General features: G+C 74.0%; 9 protein-coding genes. All 9 read left to right on the forward strand.

The annotated features are described in order from the left end of the window. The first annotated feature begins 54 nt into the window (after nucleotides 1-54). The 9 genes from FO059_RS03530 to FO059_RS03570 all read left to right on the forward strand — a co-directional run bounded on the left by FO059_RS03530 (nucleotide 55) and on the right by FO059_RS03570 (nucleotide 23,224). Nucleotides 55-1,188, forward strand: a complete 1,134-nt coding sequence (locus tag FO059_RS03530) for an acyl-CoA dehydrogenase family protein (protein WP_372497914.1) — start codon at nucleotides 55-57, stop codon at nucleotides 1,186-1,188. After that, the gene (locus FO059_RS03535) at nucleotides 1,185-2,795 is read left to right on the forward strand and encodes an acyl-CoA carboxylase subunit beta (RefSeq protein WP_143906405.1); all 1,611 of its coding nucleotides are present in this window, start codon (nucleotides 1,185-1,187) and stop codon (nucleotides 2,793-2,795) included. Before FO059_RS03530 ends, FO059_RS03535 begins: the two co-directional genes overlap by 4 nt. 67 nt (nucleotides 2,796-2,862) lie before the next feature. After that, nucleotides 2,863-4,941: an acetyl/propionyl/methylcrotonyl-CoA carboxylase subunit alpha gene (locus FO059_RS03540; protein ID WP_143910404.1), complete on the forward strand. Its 2,079-nt coding sequence runs from the start codon at nucleotides 2,863-2,865 to the stop codon at nucleotides 4,939-4,941. Next, nucleotides 4,938-6,098 (forward strand): acyl-CoA dehydrogenase family protein, encoded by a 1,161-nt coding sequence (locus tag FO059_RS03545; protein WP_143906407.1) that lies wholly within the window; start codon nucleotides 4,938-4,940, stop codon nucleotides 6,096-6,098. The genes FO059_RS03540 and FO059_RS03545 overlap by 4 nt, the downstream gene beginning before the upstream one ends. A gap of 55 nt (nucleotides 6,099-6,153) precedes the next feature. After that, a complete protein-coding gene (locus FO059_RS03550; protein ID WP_143906409.1) occupies nucleotides 6,154-6,963 on the forward strand; it encodes an enoyl-CoA hydratase family protein in 810 nt (269 codons plus the stop codon). Between the two features lie 63 nt (nucleotides 6,964-7,026). Next, nucleotides 7,027-7,665: a TetR/AcrR family transcriptional regulator gene (locus FO059_RS03555; RefSeq protein WP_143906411.1), complete on the forward strand. Its 639-nt coding sequence runs from the start codon at nucleotides 7,027-7,029 to the stop codon at nucleotides 7,663-7,665. Nucleotides 7,666-7,857: 192 nt separating this feature from the next. Continuing rightward, nucleotides 7,858-21,972 (forward strand): amino acid adenylation domain-containing protein, encoded by a 14,115-nt coding sequence (locus tag FO059_RS03560; RefSeq protein ID WP_143906413.1) that lies wholly within the window; start codon nucleotides 7,858-7,860, stop codon nucleotides 21,970-21,972. Beyond that, nucleotides 21,969-22,238, forward strand: a complete 270-nt coding sequence (locus tag FO059_RS03565) for an MbtH family protein (RefSeq protein ID WP_143906415.1) — start codon at nucleotides 21,969-21,971, stop codon at nucleotides 22,236-22,238. Before FO059_RS03560 ends, FO059_RS03565 begins: the two co-directional genes overlap by 4 nt. Beyond that, nucleotides 22,235-23,224 (forward strand): ATP-binding cassette domain-containing protein, encoded by a 990-nt coding sequence (locus tag FO059_RS03570; RefSeq protein WP_143906417.1) that lies wholly within the window; start codon nucleotides 22,235-22,237, stop codon nucleotides 23,222-23,224. Before FO059_RS03565 ends, FO059_RS03570 begins: the two co-directional genes overlap by 4 nt. Nucleotides 23,225-23,258: the final 34 nt, after the last annotated feature.

Raw genomic sequence — 23,258 nt, forward strand, 5'->3', positions numbered from 1 at the left:
GGAGACCTGCGGGGGAGCGCCGGAAACCACTGGGACGGCCCCGACGCCGCCGCGCTGCGCAGCACCGTGAGCGCCTTCATGGCGCGCGAGGTGCTTCCGCACCAGGACGAGTGGGAGCGGGCGGGCGAGCTGCCGCGGAGTCTTCACCGTGCGGCGGGCGCGCTGGGGCTGCTGGGCGCCTCGTTCCCGGAGGCTGCGGGCGGCGGGGGCGGGTCGCCGCGGGATGCGGTGATCATCTGCGAGCAGATGCACTACGACGGGTGCTCCGGCGGGCTGTTCGCGTCCCTGTTCACCTGCGGGATCGCGGTGCCGCACCTGATCGCCGGCGGCGACCCCGGCCAGATCGACCGGTGGGTGCGGCCGGCACTGGAAGGCACGGCCATCGGCGCGCTCGCGATCACCGAGCCCGGGGGCGGTTCGGACGTCGGCCACCTGCGCACCCGCGCGGTCCGCGATGGCGACCACTACGTGGTGGACGGCGCCAAGACCTTCATCACCTCGGGCGTGCGCGCCGACTTCGTCGTCGCCGCGGTGCGCACGGGCGACCCCGGCGAGCCCGGCGGCCGGGGTGCGGGCGGCGTTTCGCTGCTGGTGGTGGAGAAGGGCACGCCCGGGTTCGAGGTGTCCCGCAGGCTCGACAAGATGGGCTGGCTGGCCTCCGACACGGCCGAGCTGGCGTTCACCGGCTGCCGGGTGCCCGCGGAGAACCTGGTGGGCCCGGAGAACAGCGGCTTCCTGCAGATCGCTCAGGCCTTCGTCACCGAGCGGGTGGCGCTGGCCGCGCAGGCGTACTCGGCGGCGCAGCGCTGCCTGGACCTGACGCTGGCGTGGTGCCGCGACCGGGAGACGTTCGGCAGGCCGCTCATCGCCCGCCAGCCGGTGCAGGACACGCTCACCGAGATGGCGCGGCGCATCGACGTGGCCCGGGTCTACACGCGCCACGTCGTCGACCGGTATGCGGCGGGCGACGACGACCTGGTGGCCGAGGTCTGCTTCGCGAAGAACACCGCGGTGGAGACCGGGGAATGGGTGGCGCACAAGGCGGTCCAGCTCTTCGGCGGCATGGGGTACATGCGCGAGAGCGAGGTGGAGCGCCAGTACCGGGACATGCGCATCCTCGGCATCGGCGGCGGCACCACGGAGATTCTGACCGGATTGGCGGCGAAGCGATTGGGGTTCCAGGGATGAGCACGTTGAAGACTCTCCTCGACACGGGGTCGGAGGAGTACCGCGCCGCGGCCGAGGCCATGGGGCGCAAGCTCGACGAGATCGGCGCCGAGGTGGACAAGGCGCTCGCCGGCGGCGGGGAGAAGTACGTCGAGCGGCACCGGCGCCGCGGCAAGCTGCTCGCCCGTGAACGCATCGAGTTGCTCATCGACGAGGACTCGCCGTTCCTCGAGTTGTGCACGCTCGCAGCCTGGGGGACCGACTTTCCCGTGGGCGCCAACGTGGTCACCGGGATCGGCGTGGTCGAGGGCGTCGAGTGCATGATCGTCGCCAACGACCCCACCAGCCGTGGCGGCGCGTCGAACCCGTGGACCATCAAGAAGTCCTTCCGCATCAACGAGATCGTCCAGCAGAACAGGCTGCCGGTCATCTCGCTGGTGGAATCGGCCGGCGCCGACCTGCCGACGCAGAAGGAGGTGTTCATCCCCGGCGGGCGGATGTTCCGCGACCTCACTCGCGCGTCGGCCTCCGGGATACCCACCGTGGCACTGGTGTTCGGCAACTCCACTGCCGGTGGCGCATACATCCCCGGCATGTCCGACCACGTGGTGATGGTCAAGGACCGCTCCAAGGTGTTCCTCGGCGGACCGCCGCTGGTCAAGATGGCCACGGGGGAGGTCTCGGACGACGAGTCCCTGGGCGGCGCGGAGATGCACGCCCGCACGTCCGGGCTGGCCGACTACTTCGCGCAGGACGAGTACGACGCCATCCGCATCGGCCGGTCCATCGTCAAGCGGCTGAACTGGCACAAGAAGGGGCCCGCGCCCCTGCTCGGCCCCGGCGGACAGGCGCCCGCGCCGCTGTACGACGCGGAGCAGCTCCTGGGCATCGTGCCGGAGGATCTCAAGGTGCCGTTCGATCCGCGCGAGGTCATCGCGCGCATCGTCGACGGGTCCGAGTTCGACGAGTTCAAGGCGCTCTACGGGTCGTCGCTGGTCACCGGATGGGCGCGGTTGCACGGCTATCCCGTCGGGATCCTCGCCAACGCGCGCGGCGTGCTGTTCTCCGAGGAGGCGCAGAAGGCCGCGCAGTTCATCCAGCTGGCCAACCGGGCGGACACCCCGCTGCTGTTCCTGCACAACACCACCGGCTACATGGTGGGGGCGGAGTACGAGCAGGGCGGCATCATCAAGCACGGGGCGATGATGATCAACGCGGTGTCCAATTCGACGGTGCCGCACCTCTCCCTGCTGATCGGCGCCTCCTACGGCGCGGGCCACTACGGCATGTGCGGCAGGGCGTACGACCCGCGATTCCTGTTCGCCTGGCCCAGCGCCAAATCCGCGGTGATGGGTCCCGCCCAGCTCGCAGGGGTCATCTCCATCGTCAGCCGCGCGAGCGCCGAGGCGAAGGGACGTCCCTTCGACGAGGAGGCCGACGCCGGGATGCGCGCGATGGTGGAGGCCCAGATCGAGGCCGAGTCGCTGCCGATGTTCCTGTCCGGCCGCGTGTTCGACGACGGCATCATCGACCCGCGCGACACCCGGACGGTGTTGGGGATGTGCCTGTCCGCCATCGCGTCCGCACCGATCGAGGGCACCGGCAACTTCGGTGTCTTCAGAATGTGAGCCTGCCGTGACCGATCCAGCCGTTTCGCAGCCCCGGGCGGCCACGCCCGTGCCGGGCCCTGCCCGGGTGAGCAGCTCCGCCCCGGTCAGTACCGTCCTCGTGGCCAACCGCGGCGAGATCGCCCGGCGCGTGTTCGCCACCGCGCGCCGCACCGGACGCGGTACCGCCGCCGTCTATTCCGATGCCGACGCGGACGCCCCGCACGTGCGCGAGGCCGACTCGGCGGTGCGGCTGCCGGGCGAGGCGCCGGGCGAGACCTACCTGCGCGCCGACCTGCTCGTGGCGGCGGCGCGCGCCGCCGGCGCGGACGCGGTCCACCCCGGATACGGCTTCCTCTCGGAGAACGCCGACTTCGCGCGCGCCGTGGTCGATGCCGGGCTGACGTGGATAGGACCACCGGCCGCGGCCATCGAGCTGATGGGCTCCAAGGTGGAATCGAAGAAGCGGATGGCGGAGTCCGGGGTGCCGGTGCTCGAGCAGCTGGAGCCCGGTGCGGTCACCGAAGACCAGCTGCCGGTGCTCATCAAGGCGTCGGCGGGCGGCGGCGGACGGGGCATGCGGGTGGTGCGTGCTCTGGCCGACCTGCGCCCGCAGATCGAGGCCGCACGCGCCGAGGCCGCCTCCGCGTTCGGCGATTCCACCGTGTTCTGCGAGCGCTACCTGGAGACCGGCCGGCACATCGAGGTGCAGGTGATGGCCGACGCGCACGGGACGGTGCTCGCGCTGGGGGAGAGGGAGTGCTCCATCCAGCGCCGGCACCAGAAGGTGGTCGAGGAGGCGCCGTCGCCGCTGGTGGAGCGCATCGACGGTGCGGGCGGAGACATGCGCGCACGCCTCTTCGACGCCGCGCGGCAGGCCGCGTCGGTGATCGGCTACGAGGGCGCGGGCACGGTGGAGTTCCTGGCCGACGAGCAGGGCCGCTTCTACTTCCTCGAGATGAACACGCGCCTGCAGGTGGAGCACCCCGTCACCGAGATGACCACCGGTATGGACCTGGTGGAGATGCAGTTCCGTGCGGCGGAGGGCGCGCGCTTCGGGGAGGATGCGCAGCCCACGGCGGCGCGCGGGCACGCCATCGAGGTGCGCCTGTATGCGGAGGATCCGGCGGCCGAGTGGCAGCCGCAGTCCGGTACGGCCCGCAGGTTCTCGGTGCCCGGCGTGACCGCGCGGTTCTCTGTGCCGGCGGACGAGCGGGGCCTCCGGCTGGACTCGGGGATCGAGGACGGCTCGGTGGTGGGCGTGCACTACGACGCGATGCTCGCCAAGGTCATCGCGTGGGCGCCGAGCAGGGGCGAGGCGGCGCGCATCCTCGCGGCGGCGTTGGCGCGCGCCCGGATCCACGGCCTGGTGACCAACCGCGACCTGTTGGTCAACATTCTGCGGCACCCGGCATTCCTCGCCGGCGAGACCGACACGGCGTTCTTCGGCAGGCACGGGCTCGACACGCTCTCCGCGTCGCTCGCGGGCGCCGGGGACGAACGCGTCTCGGCGCTCGCCGCGGCGCTGGCGCAGGCCGCCGCCAACAGAGCGTCGGCGCGGGTCGTGCCGGGTCTGCCCAGCGGGTGGCGCAACGTCGCTTCGCAGCATCAGCGCAAGGACTTCCGCGGCGCCCACGGAACCCACGAGGTGGACTACCGGCTGACCCGCGACGGCCTCGCCACGGGCTTCGTCGACGGGGTGGGACTCGTCTCGGCGTCGCCGGACCAGGTGGTGCTCACCGTCGATGGTCTGCGCCGCGAGTACGCGGTGGCCCGCTACGGCGGCGGCCCGCCGTCCTGGGACCGGGTGCACGTGGACTCGTCGTCGGGGCCCTGCGCCTTCGAGGCGGTCCCGCGCTTCGTCGACCCGTCCGAGGCGCAGGCGGCGGGCTCGCTGCTGGCGCCGATGCCCGGCACCGTGATCCGGCTGGGCGCGGCCGTCGGCGACACCGTTGCGGCCGGGCAGCCGGTGCTGTGGCTCGAGGCGATGAAGATGGAGCACGCCATCGCGGCGCCGGCGGACGGCGTCGTCGCCGAGATCGGCGTCGGCGCGGGAGACCAGGTGGAGGTCGGCGCCGTCCTCGCGGTCGTGGCGGGGCCGCAGGAGGCGGCCGAGCCGGAATCAGCGGAGCCGGGAGACACGCGGCAGACAGGGGAACAGGCATGAGCTTCATCGAAACGGACGAGCAGAAGCAGCTGCGCGAGTCCGTCGCCGGGCTGGCCTCCCGGTACGGGTACGTCGACTACGTGCTTCCGCGCGCACGGCGCGGCGAGCCGCTCACCGAGCTCTGGGACGAAGCGGGCAAGGCGGGGTTCCTGGGGGTCAACCTGCCCGAGGAGTACGGCGGGGGCGGCGCGGGCATCTACGAGCTGGCGCTGGTGCAGGAGGAGCTCGCCGCGAAGGGGGCCGGGCTGCTGCTGGTGGTGGTCTCTCCCGCCATCTGCGGCACCATCATCGGCAAGTACGGCACCGCCGCGCAGAAGGACTCCTGGCTGCCGGGCCTGGCGGACGGCAGCCGGAAGATGGCCTTCGGGATCACCGAGCCGGACGCCGGTTCCAACTCGCACCGGATCACCACCACCGCCCGTCGCGACGGGGACGAGTGGCTGCTGCGCGGCAGCAAGGTCTTCATCTCCGGAGTGGACCAGGCGGACGCGGTGCTGATCGTCGCCCGCACCGAGGATCACCGGACCGGCAAGCTCAAGCCGGCGCTCTTCATCGTCCCCACGGACGCGGAGGCCTTCACGGCCCGGCCGATGGCGATGGACATCATCGAGCCCGACCACCAGTTCACGCTGTTCCTCGACGACGTGCGGCTGCCGGCCGATGCGCTCGTCGGCTCCGAGGACGCCGCACTGATGCAGCTGTTCGCTGGGCTCAACCCCGAACGGATCCTGGGGGCCGCCATGGCGGTGGGGGTGGGCCGCTACGCGCTCGACGCGGCCACGGCGTATGCGCGTGAGCGTGCGGTGTGGGACGTGCCCATCGGGGCCCACCAGGGCATCGCCCATCCGCTGGCGCAAGTGAAGATCGAGCTGGAGCTGGCGAAGCTCATGATGCAGAAGGCCGCGGTGCTGTACGACTCGGGCGACGACGGTGGTGCGGCAGAGGCGGCCAACATGGCCAAGTACGCGGCGGCGGAGGCCAGCATCAGGGCGCTCGACCAGGCCATCCAGACGCACGGCGGCGGCGGGCTTTCGGAGGAGTACGGGCTGGCGGCGATGCTCGGCGCCGCCCGCATCGCCCGGGTCGCGCCGGTGAGCCGCGAGATGATCCTCAACTTCGTTTCGCAGCACAGCCTGCACCTGCCGCGGTCGTACTGACACGCCCTGGACGGGAACAGCCGAGGAGCACGATGCGAGTGGGAAGCGGGAAAGCATGACCGGGAAGCAGAGCGACGGGCCCTTCGTCGGGTACGGCACCGACGGCGTGCGCGCCACGTTGACGCTCGACTCGCCGCACAACCGCAACGCGATCTCCCCGCGCCTCATCGCCGATTTCACGGCGGGGCTCGCGCGGGCGCAGGAGGATCCGCAGGTCCGGGCGATCGTTTTGACCCACAGCGGCGGGACGTTCTGCGCGGGCGCCGACCTTAGCGCGGCCGCCGGCGGGGACACAGGAGGCGGGGACACGGGAAGCGGCGAGGGCGCCGCGCCGTCGCCCACGGCGGCCATGGCGGGCCTGCTGCGCTCGATCCTCGAGTGCCCCAAGCCCGTGATCGGTCTGATCGACGGGCACGTGCGGGCCGGCGGCATGGGCCTCGTCGGCGCGTGCGACATCGTAGTGGCCGGGCCGCGATGCACGTTCGCGCTCACCGAGGCGCGCCTGGGGCTGGCCGCGTCGATCGTCTCGTTGACGGTCCTGCCCCGGATGAGCTCGCGCGCCGCCGGGCGGTATTTTCTGACCGGCGAGACTTTCGACCGCGAGCGCGCGGAGGCCATGGGGCTGGTGACCGTGGCCGCCGACGACGCTGCGGCGGCGACCGACCGGTTGGTGGCCGAGCTGCGCAAGGCCTCACCGCAGGGCCTCGCCGAATCCAAGGCGCTGCTCACCCGCGGGCTGCTGGCCGGTTTCGACTCGGACGCCGCGCGGCTGTGCGAGCGGTCGGCGCGGCTGTTCGGGACGCCGGAGGCGATCGAGGGCATGACGGCGTTCCTGCAGAAGAGGGCGCCGTCCTGGGCGGAATGACACCGGGCCGGGCTGGGCCCGCAGGCGTGGACGCGCCGACGACAGCGGTGGAGGAGAGCGCAGATGACCGGCCGTCGTACCGAAGTGCGTGAGCCCCAGCAGGACCGGAGCCGTGCCACCCGGCAGCGATTGCTCGAGTCGACGATCGAGCTGCTGGCCGCGCACGGCTGGGCGGGTTCGACGGTGGCCGAGGTCGCCGAGCACGCCGGGGTGTCGCGCGGCGCCGCGCAGCACCACTATCCGACCCGCGAGGACCTGATCACGGGCGCGCTGGAGTACATGTTCGACAGCCGCATGGCCGAGCTCCGCGGCAGCGCCGCAGAACTCGAGGCGGGCCCGCGGCGCACCCTGCTCGTCGTCCGGCGTGTGGTCGACCACTTCACCGGGACGCTGTTCAAGGCGGCGCTGCAAGTGTGGACCGCGGCCGCGGCGGACGAGGAACTGCGGGCCCGCATCGTGCCGCTGGAAGCGAAGTTCGGCCGGCACGCGCATCGGACGACCGTCGAGATGCTCGGCGCGGACGACGCGGACCCGGTGGTGCACACTCTCGTCCAGGCCACCCTGGACATGGCCCGCGGACTGGGGCTGGCCGACGTGCTGACCGACGATTCGGCCCGCCGCGACCGCATCGTGCGGCAGTGGGCGGACACGCTGCATGCCGCTCTGGAGCCGGGCACCGCCGCCCGCCCCGCCGACCGCTGAGGTCCCCCTGCCGCGCCAGTGCGTCCGCAGCCGATCTCGCGCCGCGACCCATCCGCCGCATACTCGGCGCCGAAGCCCTACGCGAGAGCTGATTCGTCGGCGGTGGGCCGCGCTGCATCCCGTGCATGCCAGCACAGTCCAGCGGGCACCCGCCGCCGGCGTCTCGGACGGCCAGCGCGGAGGGAGCCACGTATGCAACGCCACGTCGAGCACGATCGCCGGGACGGGCAGGTGTCCGATGAAGGCGGACCGGGGCGGCCGTTCCCCCTGACGGACGCGCAGCGGGGGCTGTGGGAGGCGCAGACGCTGTCCCCGGACGTGCCGGTGACGATCGCCCAGTACCTCGACCTGCCAGGGGCGATCGATCCGCAGGCGGTGGCGGATGCGGTGCGGCTGACCGGTCAGGAGGTGGAGGCCGCGCAGACGCGGATCGTCGTGCGCGACGGCGAACCCCTCCAGCTGGTGGACCCGGAGCTGCCGCTGGATCTGGCCCGGCTCGACTTCCGCGGCGAAGAACGGCCGTGGGCGGCGGCGCAGGCGTGGATGAGAGCCCACGCCGCAGAGCGAGTCGACGTCCTGCGGGACAGGCTGGTCTGCAACGCGCTTCTCCAGGTGGGGGACGAGCACTACATCTGGTATTGCCGCTGTCACCACATCGTCTTCGACGGATACTCGGCGATGAAGGTGGCCGAACGGATCGCGCAACGGTACGGCGCACTGGTCGCAGGCGCCGGCGTGGGCGCGGCCGGTGCCGCCGGCGCGGCCGAGTTGCAGCGGCTCGCGGCCGAATACCGGCGATCGGAGCGGTGGTCCGTCGACCGCGACTACTGGGCGCGCAAGCTGGACCCGCTGCCGGCGGCGCACAGCCTCGCATCGGGGCGGACGGCCCCGGCGCACCCCTCCAGCCTGCGTGCCGGGTCGGCGTTGCCGCAGGAGACGATGGCGGCGATCCTGCGTATGTGCGCCGACCGCGACATCCGACCGGAGTCGGTGATCGCCGCGACGATGGCGTTCTACCTGGCGTCCTTCACCGGCGAGCAGGACGTGACCCTCAGTCTGCCCGTGGCGGCGAGGCCCGGCCGGGATCTCCGCAGAGCGGGCGGCGTGCTGTCGAACATCGTCCCGCTGCGTGCCGGTCTCACGGCGCGGACGACGGTCGGCGGGCTCGTGGACGAGATGAACGCCGAACTCCGCGGCGCCGTCGCGCATCAGCGGTACCGGTTCGAGGACATGATGCGCGACGCGGGGGCGTCCACCGGGCGGCGCGGCTTCCTCGGCCCGTTGATCAACATCATGATGTTCCACGACGGGATCGATTTCGGCCCGGTCGCTGGGACGATGCACATCCTGTCGACCGGCCCGGTGGAGGACCTGTCGGTCAACGTGTACCCGGCGGCGGGCGGCAGCCGGACCGTGGTGGATTTCGAGGCCAACCCGAACCTTTACGCCGAGGGGGATCTCCGGGACCACCACGGGCGGTTTCTCGCCCTGCTCGGCGCGGTCGCCGACGCCGATCCTTCGACACCGGTCGCGCGGCTGCCGATCATCGGCGCGGACGAGCGTCACCGGGTTCTTGGGACCTGGAACGACACCGCGGTGGATCTCGACGAGGCGACGCTTCCGGCGTTGTTCCGGGCGGCCGCGGCGCGGTATCCGGACGCGTCCGCCCTGGTCATCGACGATGACGACGCGGGGGCGGCCGAGGGCGTCGGCCGGGAGACTCTGACCTACCGCGAGTTCGACGCGCGAACCGACCGTCTGGCGCGGGCCCTGAGCGCGCGGGGCATCGGTCCCGGATCGACCGTGGCCGTCGCCGTGCCGCGGTCGGCCGCCGCGGTGATCGCGGTGTACGCGGTGGTCAAGGCCGGTGCGGCGTATCTCCCGCTCGATCCGGCGCATCCGGCGGAACGGACCGCGTACGTCGTCCGCACGGCGCGCCCGGCTTGCATCCTCGCCGCCGCGGATCTGGCGGACGGCATGGTGGAAGCCCTGGACGGCGGCCCGGGATCCGGAGAATCGGGCGCCGCCGAACCGGGGGAGTGGCCGACGGTGCTGCGGATCGACGGCTCGGGCGCGCTCCCCCGCGCGCACACGGCCGGGCGCGGGGCGGTGCTGCGCGACCCTCGCCCCGACGACGCCGCGTACGTCATCTTCACCTCCGGGTCGACGGGGCGGCCCAAGGGGGTCGCGATCAGCCATCGGGCCATCGCGAACCGCCTGCGCTGGATGCAGCATCGGTACGCGCTCACCCCGGCCGACACCGTCGTGCAGAAGACCCCGATGTCCTTCGATGTCTCGGTGTGGGAGCTGTTCTGGCCGCTGCAGGCGGGGGCGACGATGCTCCTCCCGCGCGACGGGGGCCACCGGGATCCGGCCTACCTGGCGCGGCTGATCGACGGCGCGGGCGTCACCGTCGCGCACTTCGTGCCGTCGATGCTCGCGGCGTTCGTCGCCGAGCCGGCGGCGTCGGCGTGCACCTCCTTGCGGATGGTCCTCTGCAGCGGTGAGGCGCTGCCGTCCAAGACGGTTCGGGACTACCAGGCGGTTCTGAGCGCGCCGTTGCACAACCTCTACGGGCCGACGGAGGCGGCCGTCGACGTCACCGCCACCGAGTGCCTGCCGGGGGATCTGGCCGGCGACACCGTCCCGATCGGCGCCCCGGTGTGGAACACCCGCGCCTACGTGCTCGACGGGCTTCTGCGACCGGTACCGGCCGGCGCGGTCGGCGAGCTGTATCTGGCGGGCACGCAGCTGGCGCGCGGCTATGTCGGCCGTCCCGCGTTGACGGCCGGGCGGTTCGTCGCGGACCCGTTCGGCGGCGGCGGGCGGGTGTACCGCACGGGCGACCTGGCACGGTGGCTGCCCGACGGGCGCCTGGAGTTCCTCGGCCGCACCGACTCCCAGGTCAAGATCCGTGGTCTGCGGGTGGAGCTCGGTGAGATCGAGGCCGCGCTCACGGCGGAGCCCGGCGTCGGCCAGGCGGTCGCGACGGTGCGCGGCGAGGGTGAGCGGGCGGTCATCGTCGCCCACATCGTCTGCGACGCAGAGCATTCCGGGCATGGCGATCGCGCGGCGGTCGGGCGCGATCTGCGCCGGCGCATCCGCGCGCGTCTGCCCGAGTACATGGTTCCGGCGGCGGTGATGATCCTGGACGACATGCCGGTGACCGCGAACGGCAAGCTCGACAGGGCGGCGCTGCCCCGGCCCGACTTCGACGCGCGCCCCGCGGACAGGGCGCCGCGGACGATGGCCGAGTGGACCGTGGCCGAGGCCTTCGCCGACATCCTCGACGTGCGGGCGCCGGGCGCGGAGGCCGACTTCTTCGACACCGGCGGCAACTCGCTGCTGGCGACACAGCTGGTGGCGCTGCTGCGGGAGCGGACCGGCGTCGAGCTGTCGATCGCGGACGTGTTCGACGCGCCGACGGTCGCCGCGCTCGCGGCGGTGCTGCCCGACGACGCCGGCGCGCGTGTCGAAGCCGGTGCGGCCGGCCCGGACGCCGGCGGCGCGGTGCTCCCGCCCCGCCCGGCCGAGGTGCCGCTCTCGCCCGACCAGCGGCGTCTGTGGTTCCTCAACTCGCTCGACCGCGGGTCGGGCGAGTACAACATCCCGTTCGCGCTGGAGTTCGCGGAGGCCCCGGATCGCGCGGCCCTGCGCGCGGCGCTCGGCGACGTGGTGGCCCGGCATGAAACGCTGCGCACCGTCCATCCGCAGGGGGAGGACGGGCCCCGTCAGGTGGTGCTTCCAGCAGGGGAGGTGCGCCTGCCGGAGGAGACGGTGCCCGCTTCCGTGATGCCGGACCGGCTGCACGCCTTCGCCGCCGAGGGATTCGACGTCACGCGTGACCGGCCGCTGCGCGCCGTCTTGCTCCAGGCGGGCGGCAACCGAGAGGGCGACGACCACGTCGACGATTCCGCAGCCGATGACGCCGCTTCGCGGTACGTGCTCGCCGTATCCCTCCACCACATCGCGGCGGACGGATGGTCTCTGACGCCGCTCGCGCACGACCTCGCCACCGCGTACGAGGCCCGCCGCAGTGGTGCGGCGCCCACTTGGCAGCCCCTGCCGGTGCAGTTCGCGGACCACACGATGCGCCGCCTGGCACGTCTGGGCGATCCGCACGACCCGCACAGCCGCCTGCGCCGCCTGCGCGCGCACTGGGCCGAGGTGCTCGACGGCTTCGCAGAGCAGGACGCGCTGCCCGCCGCGCCGTCGTGCGGCGGCCGCCGCACGGGGTGGGGCGGCGCCGTGGGGTTCCGCATCGAGCCGGATCTGGCGGACGCCCTGCACACGCTCGCCCGCCGGCACGGCGCCACCCGGTTCATGGTCCTGCACGCGGCGCTTGCGACCCTGGTCCACCGGCTCGGCGGCGCCACGGACGTCGGGATCGGCACGCCGGTGGCCGGGCGCACCGACCGCGACCTGGCCGGGCTCGTGGGCATGTTCGTCAACACGCTCGTCCTGCGCACCCCGGTCGATCCGTCGCGCGGCTTCAACGCGCTGCTGCGCACGGCCCGGTCCGTCTCGCTCGACGCGCAGTCGCACGCCGAGCTTCCGTACGAGGAGATCGTGAACCTGGTGCGCGCGGCGCGCCCCGACGACGAGCGGGACCGCGAGCCGACGCTGTTCCAGGCGGTGCTCTCGCCGCAGGACCGGCGGGGCACGCGCCTGGTCGCCGGCGGCCTGGAGGCGACCGCCGCGCCCATCCGCACCGGCACGGTCAAGTTCGACCTCGAGGTCACGGTCGAGGAACCGGATGCGGAGGGCGCCGACGGGATCCGCGGCGAGTTCGCCTACGACGACGGCCTGTTCGACGACGCGACCGCGACGGCGATGGCCGAGCGGTTCGTGCGGATACTCGACGCGGCCGTGCGGGCGCCGGAACTCCCGCTGGACCGGCTGGAGATCCTCGCGCCGGACGAGCTCCGCGCGATGGTCCCGCTGCGGGGACCGGCGGCGCCGCGCGATCGCACCCCCGGCGCGCAGACCCTGGGCCGGATGCTCGCCTCCGCGGCGGCGCGCAATCCTGGCGCGCAGGCCGTCGTCGCGGACGGCCGCGCGTGGACGTACCGGACGCTGGACGAGCGGTCGAACGCGTTGGCGCGCACGCTCATCGCGCGCGGCGTCGGGCCGGAGTCGTTCGTCGCCGTCGCGATCGGCCGATCGGTGGAGGCGCTCGTCGCGATCTGGGCGGTCGCGAAGAGCGGTGCCGCCTACCTGCCGATCGACCCCGGTTATCCGCTCGAACGCATCCGGTACATGCTCGCCGATTCCGGTGTGCGTTACGGGCTGTGCACACTGGACGGCCTCGATGCCGATCCGGAGGCGGAGGCCGGCGCGGGCGCGGACGCCTGCCCCGCCGATCCGTTGCGGGACGTCGAGTGGATCGCGGTGGATTCGTCGCCGGTGCGCGACGAGTGCGCCCGCGCGTCCGCCGCGCCCATGCGGGACGCGGAGCTCGTCCGTCCGGCGCACCCCGCGCAGCCCGCGTACCTGATCTACACCTCGGGATCGACCGGGCGGCCTAAGGGCGTCGTGGTCACGCACCGCGGCCTCGCCGGCCTGGCCGAGACGGAACGGCGCCGGTTCTCCGTCGGCCCGGACGCGCGCGTCCTCCACTTCGCGTCGCCGAGCTTCGACGCGTCGGTGCTGGAGATCCTCATGGCGGTCGGCTCGTCGGCGACGCTGGTGGTGGCCCCCGCCGGCATGGTCGGCGGCAGCGAGCTGGCCGACCTGCTCGAACGCGAGCAGGTGACCCACGCGTTCATCACCCCGGCGGCGCTGACCTCGCTGCCCCGGCGCCCGCTTCCGTCGCTGACGACGCTCGTGGTGGGCGGCGACGTGTGCCCGCCCGGCGTCGTCGCCGACTGGTCGCCGGACAGGCTGATGGCGAACGCGTACGGGCCCACCGAGGCCACGGTGGCCGTCACGGTCGGCGGGCGGCTCGCGCCGGGGCGTACGGCCGTCATCGGGTCGGCCGGGCACGGGGTGGAACTGCTCGTGCTCGACACCCGGATGCGGCCGGTGCCGCCCGGCGTGACCGGCGAGCTCTACCTGGCCGGTGAGGCGCTGGCCCGCGGCTACCACCGACGCCCGGCGCTCACCGCGGAGAGATTCGTCGCGGATCCGTTCGGCGCTGCGGGCGCGCGGATGTACCGCACCGGGGACCTGGTGCGGGCGGACCGGGACGGCGCTCTGACCTTCGCCGGGCGCGCCGACTCGCAGGTCAAGCTGCGGGGATTCCGCATCGAACCGGGAGAGGTCGACGCCGAGCTCGTGGCGTTCCCCGGGGTCCGCGAGTCCCGCACCCTGGTCCGGGGCGACGGGGCGACGGCGCGATTGGTCTCCTACGTGCTGGCGGATGACGGCTCCGCGCCGGGGGAGACGGAGATTCTCGACGCTCTGCGCGGCAGGCTGCCCGGCCACATGGTGCCGGCCGCGGTGGTGCGGCTTCCCGCGTTCCCCCGGACCACGGCCGGCAAGCTCGACACGGCGGCGCTACCGCGGCCGGAGCTCGCCGCGCCGGCGTCGAGGACCGCGGAATCGCCGGAGGAGAAGCTGGTGGCCGCCGCGTTCGCACACGCGCTCGAGGGCGCGGCGGCGGACGGGACCGACGGCGACCCCGGCGCGGTCGATGCGGATCGCAGCTTCTTCGCGCTCGGCGGGAACTCGCTGCTCGCCGTGCAGGTGGCCGAGCGGATATCCGCGGCGGCGGGTGCCACCGTGAGCGTGCGGGAGGTGTTCGACAATCCGAGCGTCGCCGCGCTCGCCGAGGTCCTCGCGGCGCGCGCCGACGTCCACGACGGGCTCCGCGGCCCGGATGGACTGGCAGGGGAGCCCGGCGCAGGGCGGATCGCAGGACCGGACGAGTGCGTGCCGTTGTCCTCCGCACAGCAGCAGATCTGGCTCGAGTACCGCAAGAACCCCGACGCCGACAACTACAACATCGCCTTCGCCGTGGACATCCGCGCCGCGGCCGGAACAGGCATTGCTACGGACGCGGCCGGAGGACCGGACATCCCGGCGCTGAAGGCCGCGTTGGCGGACGTCGTCGGCCGGCACGAGGCGCTGCGCACGGTGATCGTCGACTCCGGGGACGGGCCGTTGCAGCGTGTCCTGGCCCCGGCGCTCGACGCGCTGCCGACGGACGCGCTGCGGGTCGAGCCGCTCGCACCGGGGGAGCGCGCCGGACGGATCGCGGCGGTGGCGGCGCGCCCGTTCGACCTCGAGCATGAGGCGCCGTTCCGGGCGCGTCTCCTCGACCCCGGCGACGGGAGCTGCGTGCTGGTGCTGGTGGTGCACCACATCGCGGCGGACGGCGGATCGATGGAACCGTTGGCGCGCGACCTCGCCGAGGCCTACGCGGCGCGCCGCGGGGGCCGATCGCCGCAATGGCGCCCGATGCCCGTGCGGTACCGCGACTACGCCCTCCGGCAACGGGCGCGGCTCGGCGACGTGGCCGACCCGCGGAGCCCCGCCACCGCGCAGCTCCGGTACTGGGCGGACCGTCTCGAGGGCCTGCCCGCCGAGACCCTGCCGCCCCTGGACCGGCCGCGCCCGCGGGATCGCGACGGCGAAGCCGGTGTGGGAAAGGCCGGTGTGGGCGGGACCGGCGTCGGCGAGGTCGGCTTCACGGTGCCGCCGGGTGTCCGCGAGCGGCTCGCCGGGGTGGCCGAGCAGGCCGGGGCCACCGAGTTCATGGCTGTCCACGCGGTGCTCGCCATGCTGCTGGCGCGGCTGAGCGGTTCCGGTGACGTCGCGATCGGCACCCCTGTGTCCGGGCGCGGGGCGGACGGGCTCGAGCGGCTCGTCGGCATGTTCGCCAACACGGTGGTGCTCCGCACTGCGGTGGACCCGGGGGCGGGATTCGCGGAGCTCCTCGAGGCCTCGCGCGCCACCACGCTCGACGCCCTGGCCCACGCCGACGTCCCGTTCGAGCGCGTGGTCGGGGCATGCGATCCGCCCCGGCTCCCCGGCCGGCACCCGCTGTTCCAGGTGGCGCTGACAGTGGAGGAACGCGGGGTGCCGACGCTGCGGCTGCCTGGGCTCGATGCCACGACGACGACGGTCGGCAACGCGGCCGGCAAATTCGACCTCGAGGTGCGCTTCCAGCCGGGCGACGGTGGAGCACTGACCGGCACGATCGCCTACGACCGGGCGCTGTTCGACGAGCCGACGGTGCGGGGATTCGGCGCGCGACTGGTCCGTGCCGCGGAGGCGGTGTCCGCTTCGCCCGGTGCGCCCGTCGGCGACGCGCCGATCATCACTGGCGCAGAGCGCGCGGCGGCCACCGCCCCGCCCGCGGCCGTCGCCGCGGAGCGCACGCTGGCCGCGATCCTCGACGAGGCCGTGCGGCGCGAGCCGGACCGGACCGCGATCCGCGACGGCGCGCGCTCCCTGACCTACCGGGAGCTCGACGCGCTCGCGAACCGGGCGGCGCGGACGCTGCTGGCCCACGGGGCCGGCCCCGGCTCCCCGGTCGCGATCGCGATCCCGCGCTCACTCGAGTCGGTGCTCGCGGTCTGGGCGGCGGCTCGCAGCGGCGCGGCGTTCGTGCCGATCGACCCCGCCTATCCGCCCGATCGGATCGCCCACATGATCGCGGACTCCGGCGCCCGGATCGGGCTGTGCGCGTCCGGGCAGGACGCCCCGCAGGCGGCGGGCGTGCGGTGGCTGCCGATCGACCCGGCGGCGCCCGTGCTGCCGGGCGACGCGAGCGCGGCGCTTCCGATCACGGCGGAGGAGCTGGCCGGCCCCGTGCGGCCGGACGACGTGTCGTACATGATCTACACCTCGGGGACGACCGGCCGGCCCAAGGGCGTCATGGTGACGCACGCCGGCCTGGCGGGGCTCGTCCGCGCCCAGAACGCGGCGTACGGGACCACCCCGGAGTCGCGCGTGCTGCACTTCGCCTCGCCCAGCTTCGACGCCTCGATGCTGGAGATCCTGCTGGCGTTCGGCGCGGCCGCCACGATGGTGGTGGCACCCGCGGACGTGTACGGCGGCGCGGAACTGGCGTCGCTGCTGATCCGCGAGGATGTCACGCACGCCTTCATCACCCCTGCCGCCCTGATGTCGGTGGACCCCGCGGGAGTCGATTCGCTGCGGGTGGTCGCCGTGGGCGGCGACGTGTGCCCGCCAGCGCTCGTCGAACGGTGGACGCGCGGCGGCAGGACCGTCCTCGACGCCTACGGGCCGACGGAGGCGACGATCGTCGCCACCATGAGCGGTCCGCTGGCGCCCGGGCCGGACGTCCCCATCGGGCGGCCGGTCGACGGCGCGGGGGCGTACGTGCTCGACGCCCGGCTGCATCCGGTGCCGGCCGGGGTGACCGGCGAGCTCTACCTCTCGGGGCCGGGGATCGCGCGCGGCTACCGCGGCCGGGCCGGGCTCACCGCCTCCCGCTTCGTCGCGCATCCGTGGGGGGCGCCCGGCGAGCGGCTGTACCGGACCGGCGACCTGGTGCGCCGGGGGCGCGACGGCGCCCTGCGCTACCTGGGCCGCGCCGACGGCCAGGTCAAGGTGCGCGGCCACCGGATCGAGACTGCGGAGGTCGACGGCGCGCTCGCCGGGCATTCCGCGGTGCGCTATGCGGTGAGCGTGGTCCGGGACGGGCGCCTGCTGTCGTATGTGGTGGCCGGTCGCGGTGCCGATCTGCGCGCGGTGCGGGAGCGGGCGCGGGCGGCGCTTCCCCGCCAGATGATGCCCGCCGCGATCACCCGCGTGGACGAGCTGCCCGTGACGGTCAACGGCAAGCTCGACGCCGCCCGCCTGCCCGAACCCGATTTCGACGCGGGCGCCGAGGTGCACATCGAGCCGCGGACCGACCGGGAACGCCGCATCCGCGACATCATCGGCGCGGTTCTGGGCTCCGGCCGCATCGGGGTGACGGACGACCTGTTCGACCTCGGCCTCGATTCGCTGCTGGCCACCCGGGCCGCGCGCGATCTCGCGGAGGCGTGCGGGCGGGACGTGCCGGTGCGGGCGCTGTTCGACAATCCGACCGTCGCGGAGCTCGCGGAGTGGGCGGCCGGGGCGGCCGCGGAGACCACGCACAACGACCTGAAGGGCGGCAGCCCGCTGGACGGCAACGCGCCGGAAGACGTCGTGCGGGACGACGGAGTGCGTGGGGAGCAGCGACTGCCGCAGCGCGTTCCGCTGGCGCCGGCGCAGCACAGCCTGTGGGTTCTGGAACGCATCGCGGAGCATTCCGCGTCGTACAACATCCCCCTCGCCGTGCGCATGCGCGGCCCGCTCGACGTGCCCGCGCTGCGCGGCGCGATCCGGGATCTGGTGGAACGGCACGAGCCGTTGCGGACCGTGCTCCCCGACTCCGCGGACGGGCCGCACCAACGGATCCTGGACGTGCCGGACACGGCGCTGCTGCTCGAGGCCCGGCCCGCGGCGGGCGCCCCGCTCGACGGGGAGATCCGCCGGCACGCCACGCGTGCGTTCGACATCACGGCCGAGTCGCCGTTCCGCGCGGTGCTGCTGCGCGCGGATTCCCATGGGGACGCGGGCGCGGACGAGTCGGTCCTGCTTCTGGTGCTGCACCACGTCGCCGCGGACGGCGCGTCGCTCACGCCGCTGATCCGGGACCTCACCGAGTTCTACGCCGCCCGCGCAGCCGGACGGCCGCCGCGGCTTCCGGATCTGCCTCTGCGGTACGCCGACCATGCCGCGCGTAAGCGGGCGCTCCTCGGCGGGGAGGCCGCCCCGACGGCGGAGGCGCGCCGGCAGATCGATTTCTGGACCGCCAGGCTGGCCGGCGCTCCGCAGGAATCCGCCATCCCCGCGGCGGACAGGCCGCGGCCCGCCACGCCGTCGGGCCGCGGCGGGGAGGTGCCTATCCCCTTGCGGGACGACACGATGGCGGCCGTCCGCAGGTTCGCGCGCAGCCGGCGTGCGAGCACCTTCATGGTGCTGCACACTGCGCTCGCGGTGCTGATCGCGCGGGTCGCCGACGACCCCGACGTCACGATCGGGACTCCGGTGGAGGGACGGGACCGGCCGGGGATGACGGACCTGGTGGGCATGTTCGCCGGCACTGTCGCACTGCGCACCGTCATCGACCCGGCGGCGACGTTCGCCGAGAACCTCCGGAGCGTGCGCGATCGCGACCTGGACGCGTTCGCCCACGCCGACGTCCCCTTCGAGCGGGTCGTCGCGGCCCTGAATCCGCCGCGGCACCCCGCGCGTCACCCCGTGTTCCAGGTGGCGCTGTCGGTGGTGGGCGCCCGGTTGACCGGAACGGTCGACGCGGGGCTGCCGGGACTGCGCGTCGCCGTCGACGAGGTGGCGACGGCGACGACGAAGTTCGACCTGCAGGTGACGGTGCGCGAGCGCAGCGACGGGGGAGCGGATGCCGCGCTGGAATACGCCGCCGACCTCTACGACGACGATCGCGCGCGGGAATACGCGCGGATCTTCGCGTCCATCGTCGAGCAGGCGGTGGACGCCGACACCGACGGCGACGTGGTCGCGGGCGACATCGCGTTGGTCGACGCGAGCGCGCGCGGATCGACGGCGCCGTTGCGCAGTGCGGACCCCGCGGCCGGGGATGCGGCGCCGCTGCTGCCGGAACTCCTGACGGCCCAGGTGGGGCGGCGGGGCGAGGCGCCGGCCCTCGTGCTCGGCGCACGCACCGTGTCGTACGCCGAGCTCGACGCCCGGTCGAACCGGCTGGCCCGCGTGCTCATCGGGTACGGGGCCGCGCCGGAGACCACGGTGGCGGTCGCGATGCGGCGGTCGATCGAGTCGGTGCTGTGCCTGTGGGCGGTGGCCAAGACGGGGGCGGCCTTCATGGCGGTCGACGGCGACTATCCGCCGGCGCGGATCGGGCGGATGCTCGCCGATTCCGGGGCCCGCCTGGGCATCGTCGGCGACGACGTTCCCGAGGGCCCGACCGGCCCGGCCCGGTGGCTGCGGCTGGACGACCCGGCGTTCGCGCACGACTGCGCGGCGGCGTCGCCGGATCCGGTCGGCGACGCGGACAGGGTGCGGCCGTTGCGCGCCGCGCATCCCGCGTATCTCGTGTACACCTCCGGGTCCACCGGCACGCCGAAGGGCGTGATGGTCGCGCACGCGGGCCTGGCGAACTTCGCTGCGGAGGTGCGCGAGCGTTACCGCATCGGGACGGACAGCCGCACGTTGCACTTCGCCTCGCCGAGTTTCGACGCCGCGATCCTCGAGGCGCTCCTCGCATTCCCGTCGGGGGCCACCATGGTGATCGCCCCGGCCGACGTCTACGGCGGCGACGTGTTGACGGAGCTGCTGGCGGAGCAACGGGTGTCGCACGCGTTCATCACGCCCGCGGCGCTCGACACCGTGGACCCGCAGCGGCTGCCCGGGCTCGGCACGGTGCTCGTCGGCGGTGAGGCGCTGCGCCCGGACCTCGCGGAGCGCTGGGCGTCCGGCCGGGTGCTGTCGAACATCTACGGGCCCACCGAGACCACGATCGTCACCACGATGAGCCGGCCGGTGGGCGAGGGGCCGATCACCATCGGCGGCCCCATCCGCGGCGTCGAGGCGATGGTGCTCGACCGGCGCCTGCATCCGGTGCCGCGGGGCGTGGTCGGCGAGCTGTACCTGGCGGGACCGCCGCTGGCGCGCGGATACCACCGCCGTCACGGGCTGACCGCCGGCAGCTTCGTCGCGAACCCCTTCGGCCGTCCGGGCTCGCGGATGTACCGCACCGGCGACCTGGTGCGGCTGGGCGCGGACCGGTCCATCGAGTACCGCGGACGCATCGACCACCAGGTCAAGATCCGCGGCTTCCGCATCGAACCCGCCGAGGTCGACGCGGTGCTCGCCCGTCATCGCGACGTGGCCGCGGCGGTGACGGTGCCCGTGCGCGGCCCTGGCGGGGAGACGGTGCTCGCCACCTACGTGCAGCCCGCTCGGCGGGCCGGGGCCGCGCCCGGATCGGACGGTGCAGCGGCAGCTCTCGACAGCGGTGAACTGAGGGATTACGCGGCCTCGGTGCTGCCGCGGCACATGGTGCCGGCGGCGGTGCAGGAGGTCGACCGGATCCCGTTGACACCCGTCGGCAAGCTGGACCGCTCCGCGCTGCCGGCGCCCCGGCTGCAGGCCGACCGCGACGGGCGTGCCCCGGCGACGCCCCTGGAGAAGACGATCTGCGCGGTCTTCACCGAGGTGCTCGGCGGCGACCCGGTGGGCGCCGAGGACGGGTTCTTCGAGCTCGGCGGGACGTCACTGTCGGCGACGCGCGTCGTGGCGGAGCTCCGCGGCTCCGGACTCCCGGAGCTGCGGCGGGTCCCGCCGCGGTGGCTGTTCACCGACTCGACCCCTGCGGCACTCGCCCGGCGGTGTGCGGCCGCGGCCGACGGGGCCGGAAGCGATGCCGCCGACGGCGTGCGGCGCGGCGCGGCGGACGACGACTCCCTGGCGGTGCTGCTGCCGATCCGCGACCGCGGCGCGCGGGCCCCGCTGTTCTGCGTCCACCCGGCGATGGGGTTGTCCTGGGGGTACAACGGCCTGCTCGAGCACCTGGGCCGCGACCGGCCCGTCTACGGGCTGCAGGCGCCGAATCTGCGCGGTACGGAGGAGCTGCCCGGATCGATCCCGCGGCTCGCCGAGCGGTACGTCGCGGAGATCCGCCGCGTCGCTCCGCACGGCCCCTACCACCTGCTGGGGTGGTCGCTCGGCGGGTTGATCGCCCACGAGATGGCGACACTGCTCGCCGCCGACGGCGAGGTGGTGGCGACGTTGACGATGCTCGACAGCTTCCTCCCGGGACAGCGCGGCGCCGAGTTTCGCGAGACGCCGAGCGTCGCCGAACTCATGGCCGAACTCACCGGCGCGCACCCGGAATCCGCTGCCGCGGGCGCAGGTGCCCCGGGCGCCGATGCGGGGGCGCCGGAATCGGACATGACCATCGAGCCGGACATGACGATCGAGGACGCCGCGGCGCTGCTGCCCGGCGCGGGCAGCACTCTGGCCGGGCTGGGCGTCGACGAGCTGTGGCGGATGTACGACGCCTACGCGCAAGGCGTCGAGCTCGCGGCCGCGTTCCGCCCCGACCTGTACGAGGGGGACGTCCTGTTCGTCACCGCGGCGCGCGGCGGGCCGGACGGCCCGCGGGCGTTCACGGACTGGCCGCGGCACGTCGGCGGCGACCTGCGCGAGATCACAGTCGACTGCGTGCACGCGCGGATGACGTCGCCGGAGGCGCTCGCCGTCGTCGGGCCGGCGGTCGAAGACTTCCTGGGCCGCGGTGACGCCGCGGTGCGGGACGCACGGCGGTCAGGACTGATCGCAGCACCTACGACAGGAGGACGATCATGAGCGCATCACACGGACAGGGTCCCGCCGCGAACCCCTTCGACGACGAGGATTCCGGCTTCCTGGTGCTCGTCAACGACGAGGGGCAGCATTCCCTGTGGCCGGTGTTCGCGCCGGTCCCCGACGGCTGGTCCGTCCGCCTCGGCGAGTCGTCGCGGCAGGACGCCGTGGACTTCGTGGATCGGAACTGGACCGACATGCGGCCGGTCAGCCTGGTGCATGCGATGGACGGATCGCCCGGAGCCCCGGATGGGGAGCGGTCGCGATGACGGACCTCGCGGTCGAAATCAGAGGTCTGGTCAAGCAGTTCGGCCCGGGCGGCCGGCGCCGGGCGGGCGCCGTCCGCGCGCTCGACGGCATCGACCTGGCGATCCCGGCGGGCACGATCACGGCAGTGCTGGGGCCGAACGGCGCCGGAAAGACCACGGCCGTGCGCATCCTGAGCACGCTGCTGCGCCCGGACGCGGGCACGGTGCTGCTGGACGGCGTGGACGTCGTCGCGTCGCCCGGCCGCGTCCGGCGCAGGATCGGGCTGTCGGGGCAGTACGCCGCCGTCGACGGCAACCTCACCGGCTTCGAGAACCTGCGGATGATCGGCCGGTTGTACGGATTGCCGCGCCGGGCCGCCGCTGCCCGTGCCCGCGAACTGCTCGGCCGGTTCTCCCTGGACGACGCAGCGGACAGGCCGTCGTCCGGATACTCGGGCGGTATGCGGCGCCGCCTCGACCTGGCGGGCGCGCTCGTCGCCCGCCCCGCCGTCGTGGTCCTCGACGAGCCGACCACCGGCCTCGACCCGCGCGGGCGGAGGGAGATGTGGGAGGTCGTCGAGGCGCTCGTCACCGACGGCACGACCGTTCTGCTGACCACGCAGTACCTGGAGGAGGCGGATCGGCTCGCCGATGCGATCACCGTCATCGACCGGGGCACGGTGATCGCCCGCGGGACCGCGGACGAGCTCAAGGCGCAGGTCGGCGGTGACCTGGTGACGGTCGAGGTCGGCGGGCAGGACGAGGTGCCGACCGCGGTCCGTGCGCTGGCCGCTGTCGGCGACGGGGACCCGCAGGTGGACGGCCGCGCCGTGTCCGTGCGCGCCCGGGACGGCGGCCGATCGCTCGCCGCGGCGGTATCACGGCTCACCGTCGACGGGGTGCGGGTCGAGGACGCCTCGCTGCGGGAGACGAGCCTGGACGAGTTCTTCCTGGCGGTGACCGGGCGGGAAGCCGCCGGTGCCGACGCGACGGCGGGGGTGTCGTGATGGCGGGGCGGGACTCGCTCGCGGTGCGCGCGCC

This window comes from Tomitella fengzijianii (assembly GCF_007559025.1).
Taxonomy (GTDB): Bacteria; Actinomycetota; Actinomycetes; order Mycobacteriales; family Mycobacteriaceae; genus Tomitella; species Tomitella fengzijianii.

Coding starts and splice junctions, on each gene's coding strand:
- FO059_RS03535 (WP_143906405.1), top strand. CDS start 1,185: ATGAGCACGTTGAAGACTCTCCTCGACACGGGGTCGGAGGAGTACCGC.
- FO059_RS03545 (WP_143906407.1), top strand. CDS start 4,938: ATGAGCTTCATCGAAACGGACGAGCAGAAGCAGCTGCGCGAGTCCGTC.
- FO059_RS03550 (WP_143906409.1), top strand. CDS start 6,154: ATGACCGGGAAGCAGAGCGACGGGCCCTTCGTCGGGTACGGCACCGAC.
- FO059_RS03555 (WP_143906411.1), top strand. CDS start 7,027: ATGACCGGCCGTCGTACCGAAGTGCGTGAGCCCCAGCAGGACCGGAGC.
- FO059_RS03560 (WP_143906413.1), top strand. CDS start 7,858: ATGCAACGCCACGTCGAGCACGATCGCCGGGACGGGCAGGTGTCCGAT.
- FO059_RS03565 (WP_143906415.1), top strand. CDS start 21,969: ATGAGCGCATCACACGGACAGGGTCCCGCCGCGAACCCCTTCGACGAC.
- FO059_RS03570 (WP_143906417.1), top strand. CDS start 22,235: ATGACGGACCTCGCGGTCGAAATCAGAGGTCTGGTCAAGCAGTTCGGC.